Annotated in this window: 3 protein-coding genes and 1 pseudogene; all 4 read right to left on the minus strand. The window is 57.6% G+C overall.

Features of this window, described 5'->3' with window-relative positions; genetic code table 11:
* Nucleotides 1–101: 101 nt before the first annotated feature.
* Complete coding sequence (locus JJD41_RS22280; protein WP_234489060.1) at nucleotides 102–2,120, minus strand: CHASE2 domain-containing protein; 2,019 nt, start codon at nucleotides 2,118–2,120, stop codon at nucleotides 102–104.
* 30 nt (nucleotides 2,121–2,150) lie between these two features.
* Complete coding sequence (locus JJD41_RS22285; protein ID WP_200669699.1) at nucleotides 2,151–4,676, minus strand: two-partner secretion domain-containing protein; 2,526 nt, start codon at nucleotides 4,674–4,676, stop codon at nucleotides 2,151–2,153.
* Between the two features lie 182 nt (nucleotides 4,677–4,858).
* The gene (locus JJD41_RS22290) at nucleotides 4,859–6,892 is read right to left on the minus strand and encodes a carotenoid oxygenase family protein (RefSeq protein WP_200669700.1); all 2,034 of its coding nucleotides are present in this window, start codon (nucleotides 6,890–6,892) and stop codon (nucleotides 4,859–4,861) included.
* A gap of 110 nt (nucleotides 6,893–7,002) precedes the next feature.
* Nucleotides 7,003–8,551: pseudogene (locus tag JJD41_RS22295) on the minus strand (S-layer family protein); the annotation flags it as partial.

Genomic DNA, 8,551 nt, shown 5'->3' on the forward strand with positions numbered 1-8,551 from the left:
GAGTCGCCGGGGAACAGGCTTTGCTGAATCAAGAGATCTCAATCGAAGGGTTATCCTGGGGGCGAACCATGTTTCGCCCCCAATCTAAAATCCCCAATCCCCTAATCGGCCAAAACTTGGTAAATTCTGACGGGTTTTTGACGACCTTTGAGCATGACGCTGCCTAAATATTGGGCGGGAAATTTGCCCTCGATATGCAGGTAGGTTTCCTCGCCGATTAAAATGCGACAAATTCCGCCGTCGATTTCCTTGTTGTAGCTTTCGAGACGGGCGGCGACATTGACACTATCGCCAATGGTCGTATAGTCTTCGCGTTCCGCACTGCCGAGACTGCCGATGACGACGGTTCCCGTGGAGATCCCGACGCGCATGTTGACAATGGGGCGACCTTCCGCGTGCCACTTGCGGTGGAGCGATCGCAACTTCTTGGCCATGTCTACCGCGCAAGTGACCGCCGCGACCGCATCGGCGGCGATCGCCTCGGGAGTCGATCGCGGGATGGGGACGCCGAAGACCGCCATCACCGAATCGCCGATAAATTTATCGACGACGCCGCCATGTGCCAAGACTAATCCGGCCATTTCCTCCATATACTCGTTAAGCCATAACATCAACGTTTCCGGGTCGCTTTCTTCCGCCAGAGAGCTGAAATTTTTGATATCGGTAAATAAAACCGTCGCCTGGACTTTTTTCGCCATCAGACGACCTTCTTTAAGCAATTCGTGGCGATCGCGCCAAATCGCCTCGGCAATTTGCGGGGTAACGTGACGCCCGAATAAATTCATCACCAATTGGCGGTCTTCCCGTTCCTGGTTGGCGATATAAGCGACGATCGCGATCGTCGAAGCCGTCAAACCGAGTAACGGCGGGGCGAGTGGAATCCACCACCCCTGTAGGAACAGCCAAAAACATCCCGCCGTTAACCCCACCGCCAACAGGGGAACGATAACGACGATCCGACCGATGCGACCGAGCGACCAACTGGCGATCGCGCCGACGGCGCACCAAGCGACGATCCAGGCAACCTCGTAGCGGTCGGGCCACACCCGAATTAAGGGGCGATCGTCGAGGGCCGCACTGATAATCTGACTGGTCAAATTCGCTTGAATTTCCACCCCGGTCATCCGTTCGGGAGAACCGATGAAGTTAAAACTATAAGGGGTCTCGAAAAAATCGTTTAAACTGACCGCAAGCGGGCCGATCAGCACCACGCGATCGCGCGCCCAATCCGGGGGCAACGTTCCCGAGAGCAAGTCCGACAGCGAAACGATCTCGAACGAGCCCGCCCCGCCGCGAAAATTCAATAAAATTTGATAGCCCCCATCGTCGGCGCGCACGTAGGGGCCATCATTGGCTTTAAACTCGCGAAAGACGGCGTTACCGAGTTGCATCCAGCGAGAATTGATGGCCGCCGCCTCCGGGGTCACCCCCTGCTGTTCCAAATACAGCCATGCCAGTTTGAGACCCAAACTTTCTAAAAATCGACCGTCGGGGGTTTTTAAAAACAAAACCGCCCGCCGAATCTTGCCATCGCCATCTTGGGGGACGTCGTTAGAACCGACTTGGTTGAGCTGTTGGAGAACCGTAGGGGCCGCCACGGCTTCTCCAACGTCGTCGCCGACCGCCTTCTCGATGCCGATCAAATTGGGAGTAGACTCGAACAGTTCCACCAGGCGTTCGTGACCGGGAGGGACGGGTAAATTGCGGTACAAGTCCAACCCGATCGCCGCAGGTTCGTGTTGTTTGAGTTTGGCGATCGCCTCGGCGAGGACGGCGTCGGAAATCGGCCACTGTCCGAGGGTATTAATATCCGCTTCCGTAATCCCGACGATCGCCACGCGCTTGTCCTGGGGTTCGAGGGGGCGCAGTTGAAACAAGGCATCGAGGGCGAGCCATTCTAACGGTTGTAAGACCCCAGCAAAGCGCAAAGCCACCACGAGGATCGCCACGCCGGGGGCCGTCATCCAGACCCCACGCCAGTCCCAAACTCCCTTGACTATTTTTGCCCACGGCATCCCCACATCCCTCGATTTTGAATGGGAAACTCGCAAATGGGGGAACCACTTTTCCAGTACCATAAATTTCGGCGATCGCACTTGGGATGGTGGAAGCTTCTGCATCGAGCATAACCTCGCTCCTGGGATTCTCTATCAACGGCGATCGGTTCGACATTCCCCTTCAGAGAGATCTACGGAGTTCCCCGTCTGGGATGGGTTCCCTAACACAACCCCACCTCCTGCTGTTTTCATTATCCCCCGCGCTTCTCGGATCGGATCTCCCACTTGCCAAGACTCAGGACTGGCGCTGGCGACCTCCTGCACCGGGTTTGCTCCTTGAGTGGGGGTTGGCGACGAGACCCCGGCGATCGCGCTGAGATCGAAGCGATCGCGCGCCGCGCCGTAGGGAGTCGCGGGCAATCCCCCGGTTCCGGTCACGGTAAAGCGACCTTGTCGGGCATTGCGACGGGCCAGACAACTGTCGGCGACTACTCGTTCGGACCCCACGAACGCCGTCGCCAGACTTTCGAGACCGCTTTCTAGCTGAACGTCCGGGGTTTTGATATTCACCGAACCGCTAAACTGCGCCCCCAATTCCGACGTCGCCGTAATATCGCTTTGGGGCGTCTGTTGAGGGCGTTGGCGCGCCCCGAAAATCCCCGAGGCGGAGATTTCCACCCGACCGCCGAAACCCTCGCGGGCGTTGGCGGTAATATCGCTGTTCTCCAAAGCGATTAACGTGTCCGTCGCGATCGCGATATTGCCCCCATCGGTATTGCCCGCATTCGTTGCAATCCGACTGCCCCCGCGCAAGGCGATCGCCTCGGCGAGGAGGTCGATATTGCCCCCCTGACCGGATACCGTACTCGCATCGATCGTCCCCCCTCGATTCAACTCGATCTCGTTGGCGGCGATCGTCAAGCGTCCCGCATCCCCGCTTCCCAAGCCGGAAACCGCGACTTCGCCGCCGCGATCGACCGTCAGGCGCCCGGTCTCCAAGCGGATCTCCCCGGAAGGTCCGACCCCCTCCGAACTGGCAATAATCCCACTGACAAACACCCCGTCGAGTTGGGAACCGCTCACGAGAATCGATTCCGGGGCGATCGCCGTCAAATTCGCTCCCCGCCCCGGCGACGCCGTAGACGAGGAGACCACCGCCCCATCGAGAACGCTCAAGCGGGGGGTTTCCAGCCTTAATTCGCCGGAGTTACCCACGGCCCCGGCAAAGGAATTCGACGCCAGGGCGGAACGACTTTGGAAATTGGCCGAAACCCCCGCCACTTCCACCGATTCCCTCGCCCGCACGGTCAGATTGCCCGCCGTGCCCGAACCAAAGGTCGAAGTGGCGATATAACCGCCGTCGCGGATGCTCAAGCGTCCGGTTTCCACCATCGTATTCCCTGCCGGGCCCCCTGCAAATGCCCCCGCATTTAACGAACTCGACGCAAAAATTTCGACCTCGAACCCCTGACGAAACTCGCCCCCCGGCGCCGCACCGACCACCTCTAGGGAATCCGTCGCCCGCACCGATAAATCGCCACCGGGTCCGTCGCCGAAATTCGACGCCGAAATCCGGGCGCCCTCGCGGACGATCGCCCGTCGCGCCCGCACGTCGATATCCGGAGACGCCCCCGGTCCGAAACTACTGGCAAATAAGCCGCTATAGGTCGGCTGCTCGATCGCCGTTTTGCCCACCAGTTCTAAGGTATCCGCCGCATAAACCGAAAGCGTCCCGCCGGGAACCGGACCCAAGGTATTGTCGATCAGTTGGGAACCGTCGGTGAGGAGAATGCGGTTCCCCCGCACTTGAAGATCGCCGCCTCCCGGACCGCTCGCATCGACTACCGCCAGATTCTCTAAGGTAATATTACCGTAGCCCGTCGGCGTACCCGCGCCTTCGTAATCGATCGCCCATCCCGCCGGATCGGGGACGACGGAGACGACCCCCTCGCTGGCGATACTGCCGAGTTCGACCCGTCCTTGGGGCGCTTCGATGACGGCGCCATCCAGGACTAAATCGCCGCCGATCAGGGCTAACGTGCGACCCGGCGACATTTTTAACCCCGACGGCGAATTACTGCGAATGGGGGCTTGCACGCCGTCGGATAAAATCGTACTGTTCCCCGGTCCGCCCACGGCGATCGCCCCGTTCGCCCCCAGACTGCCGAATCCCAAGCCTACGGGAACACTAGAGGTCAAAATCGGCGTCGCCGTCGTCGCGTCAACGGCGCCAAACTCACTCCCGTCGGCAAATACGAAGCGGTCCGCCGTGGTCGCCACGAACGAACCGCCCACATTTAAACGGGCGTTAGCACCGAAGACAATGCCCTGGGGATTGAGTAGGAACAGATTCGCCAGTCCTTGAGTGGCGATCGCCCCGTCAATGCGCGAGATCTGTCCCCCACTGACCCGGGTAAAAATATTCTCGACCGTCGGCCCATTTTCAAACACCGCCGTGACATTCGCCGGAACTGAAAACTCGGCGAAACTGTGAAATAGATTGGTTCCCCGCGCCGTCCCACCGTCTATCGAGAGGCGATCGCCCACGGCGGTCACCCGGGAGTTCTCCGGTAAACTGCGATCGGGAAGTACTTGTGTCGTCCCCGGTACGGCGATCGCGATCGTGGCGATCGTCCAAGTGCTAACGCTTACAGTCTTTACGAGATTTATCTTTTGCATCAAAAGTCTACCCTCAATCGATCTCGACGAACCATCGCACTCTCGCGACGAGTCGGGGTAGATGCACGTCTTATACGTTCGTTCGCCAATCCAGGAACCCGCCGCAAATCGATCTATAAATTAATTCTATAGTCGATTTCGGCGGAGATCCAATCTTTCAGCTTCGATTCGAGCGATCGCAATTAGATGGGCGATCGCTCGAAATAAGGATAGACCGCTTTCTCAAAAAACTCGCGAACTTGCGGCGAACACTTCGCCACTAACTCCCCATAATCCTCCCGAACGGGAATCGAGTAAAGGGCACTCCGTGGTGCAATTTCCGGCAGCCAAGTGGTATGAATGCTAATCCCCAAATTCACTTGAGGATGGGCGAGCTTGCAGCGCGGTCCGGCTTGTAAATTCGCCGCATCAAACAGCCAAACCTCGCCGTGTTTGGCCGAGGATTCGTCATGATAAACCACGACGCAAGCGAGGTAACCCGCGTCCGGTTCTCCTTCACTATCTTTGCGGGGGATAAACTGCGGCGAATTGGCAAAATACCCCGGCGGAAACTGATAGGAATCGACGATCGCAAATGCCTCTTTCGAGGTAGTATCTAACCGACATAAATTGGTTTGTAGTCCTTCCCCTGTAATCCGTTTCACCTCCTCCACCGGAATTTCCCGATACTTGTAACCTGCATACATATCGAGCATGAATTCGGTTAATAATTCCGGCCAACATCCCCAGGAAATCCAATAAACGGATTCGAGTTTGTTCGGCGGTAAAACGCCATTGTAAGCGTACAGGGACGTCGCCCAGGTATATTGTCGGTCGTAAAAACAGTGCGATCGCACCTCGTCGATGCGACCCGTTTCGCCGTCGATCGCGTAGCGGCCCACCCAGTTGACATCCGTACTGCCGACGGGCATCCCGACGAAGGTGTGAGGGTTGTCCGCCGCCCGTTCGGTGCGATCGCAATCCCGCACCCATTCCGACGGATCCCAGGCGCAATTATGGGCCGTGTGGAGGATAATTTTACCCTCGGGATTCTCGTAATCGACGAGGAAATGAGCGGCTTCTCGTTTGAGCTTGACTTTGCGGGCGGTGACCGTATCGCGATCGCCCGTTAAATCTTGACGACGAATAATATAAATCGGCGTATCTTTCAACTGGGGCGTATCGATAATATTGCGTAATTTACTATCTAAATCCAGATTCCGGCGAAAGGGATAATTGAGCAGTTGTTCCAGCCCAATTTTAAACGCCGTATCCATTAAAATGACATAATCTTCCGTGACGCCCAACTGATGCAAACTTTGTTGAATTTCCACCGCTCGGCCATTGGGTAACACGACCTTCCAGAATTTCAAATCTTGCTCGCAGCCGTCCCAGCGAAGCAGATATAAAAATCCCTCAAATTTGCCGTGCAGGATTGGTTTCAACAGCCATTCGATAAAACGAGTGACGGTCATCACTAAACGGGCGATCGCATACTTCAACCATTTTATTGAAATATGTTTAGTCCAGTCGTAAGCAATGATCTTCGCAAATAAGCTGAAGAAAGAAAACGACCAATTGACGGCAAAAAATTCGTCGGTTTTGGGGTCGAAAAAGCAGTGAGCGCCCGTGAGAGCTAACTGAAAAGGAACGTTATTCATGCCTAATGGCAAATCCGCCGCCTTCCATTCGTCGGTACGTCCGATGGGGGTTGCGACTTCCAGGGTCGCCGGGTCGATTTCATAGGGGCGTCCGGCGTCCCAGGTCACCGCCAGTCGCCAATGTTCCTCATCCGATCGCTTGATGGGGACAAACGCCGTATTGATTTCGTTGCGGAATCCCAAGGGGAACGACAGGCGGGCCAGTCCGAGATTGTCAAAGCCTAAATTCGCGTCGGGATTGCCGGGAGTGCTGGCTAAATCGGCATAATAACAGGGGGTTTTGGCGAGGCGGGTTTTGAGATGGACTTCTCCGGGGCGATCGAAGTCGAAACGGTAAATCAACCCGTCTCCATTAAAGAGGGAATTGCCGCCGCCGGAGGTAAACACGGCGTTGGGGGATTGCGGTTTGGCGGCGACGGATCCGGCGGCGGTAATCAGAAAGGCGTGACCGTACAAATCCGAGGGCAGTTCGCCTTCAATGACATCGAGGCGCACGTCGATTTCCTCGGCGCCGAGGTTCATCAAGCCTTCGGGTAGGGGGGCGCTGGTGCAAGGGTCGCGCGGAACTTGACTCATAAGAGGTTTGGGAGAATACAACAACTCGTCTTATTGTCGTCGCGCGATCGCCGATCGTCGAGAAAAGTTGGGGAAAATTGAAGCAGAATGGAAGCCGATCGCCCGTCCGACTATAAATCGCTCTGTCCAACGCGGTCGCAGACGTCGGGATCGAGTAATTCGGGGGCGATCGCCCGTGGGGAAGTTCTCAACAGGGTGCGTCCGTCGGCGGTGGTCGCGATGCCCCGGGCTTCGCGGATCGGTTGGCCGATTTTCCAGGTCGTTTCGCGAGCAGATCCGGAACTCGAAGGGGGTCTCTGGCGCCAATTGGAGGGGTTGTCCCCAATTCCCCGAATCGGACTGAGGTCGTAGCGATCGCTCGTCGCACCGTAAGGATCCTCGGGTAAGCCCCCGGTTCCGGTCACCGTAAAGCTGCCACTGTCGCGGTTGCGGCGCGCCAAACAACTTTCGGCGACCAATTGTTCCGCATTGACGAACTCGGTAGACAGTTGGGCCAAGGCGTCGAGTAAGTTCACCTCGGGGGCGTTAATTTCGACGGTTCCGCCGAACTCCGGCCCGAGTTCGGAACTGGCGGTGATATCGCTTTGGGGGGTTTGGACTTCCCGGAAGGCGGTACCGAAAATGCCGGAGGCGGCGATCGTGACCCGTCCGCCCCGTCCTTCCCGGGCGTTGGCGGTGATGTCGCTATTTTCCAGGGCGATCAAGGTGTCGGCGGCGATCGCGATATTACCGCCGTTACTACTGCCCGCGTCGGTGGTAATTTGACTGCGATCGCGCAATTGGATTTGGCGCGCCTCTAGAGTCAAGTTACCGCCACTCCCCGCCGCCGTCGCCCCGTTAATCTGTCCGCCATTCTCCAGGCGAATCGTCTGCGCCTCGATAAATAACGTCCCCGCATCGCCCAAATCGCGACTGTTGACCGCAATCTCGCCACCGTCGCGAATCACCAATCTCGGAGTGGTCAGTCGCAAGTCTCCTGCAACCCCCGTGGCGGGTTGCGGCACCAAATTGCGCCCGGAGTTAGCGACTAATCCACTACGGCGCAAGCGACCTCGGGTTTCAATCCCCCTCACTTCCACCGACTCGGAAGCGGTCACGGTCATACTCCCGCCCCGTCCGGATCCTTCCGTCGAAGCAAACGCCCCAGCCCCGCCCTCGATCAGCAGTCGTCCGGTAGAAATATTCAAAGCGCCCGCATCCGATGCGCTGAAGGTCGAAGTTCCCAGAGAAGTCGATACCCGCGCGTCCGGAGCAATACCGCTCAGTTCCATCGATTCGGAGGCATTAACCGTTAAATTGCCCCCGGGACCGCCGAAGGGAATCGCCCCATCCCGGGTATTGGCGCCGCTATTGGTCAGTACCTGACTCCCTTGAGCGACTTGCAGGCGGGCCGTAGCAATTTCGAGATCCCCCGCCGCCCCGGTTCCCCCAATGGTATTGGTAAAAATGCCCGTCGGAGTCAAACTCCCCGGCGGTGTAAATCGGATCTCGACGCTGTCCGTGGTCTGAATCTTGATATTGCCTCCGGGAGATGAACCGAAGGTGACGGTAGAGACGTTTGCACCGTCCCGAATCACCAGGCGTCGGGCGTCGAGTTCGAGGTTTCCCGCCCGACCGTTGGCGAGGGTAGCCCCGAATAAGCCGGATCCGACGGCTTCG

The sequence above is a fragment of the Oxynema mangrovii CENA135 genome, assembly GCF_016632315.1.
Taxonomy (GTDB): domain Bacteria; phylum Cyanobacteriota; class Cyanobacteriia; order Cyanobacteriales; family Laspinemataceae; genus Oxynema; species Oxynema aestuarii.

Excerpts from the sequence above, each read along its gene's own strand:
- JJD41_RS22280 (WP_234489060.1), bottom strand. The coding sequence starts at position 2,120 with ATGCAGAAGCTTCCACCATCCCAAGTGCGATCGCCGAAATTTATGGTA.
- JJD41_RS22285 (WP_200669699.1), bottom strand. The coding sequence starts at position 4,676 with ATGCAAAAGATAAATCTCGTAAAGACTGTAAGCGTTAGCACTTGGACG.
- JJD41_RS22290 (WP_200669700.1), bottom strand. The coding sequence starts at position 6,892 with ATGAGTCAAGTTCCGCGCGACCCTTGCACCAGCGCCCCCCTACCCGAA.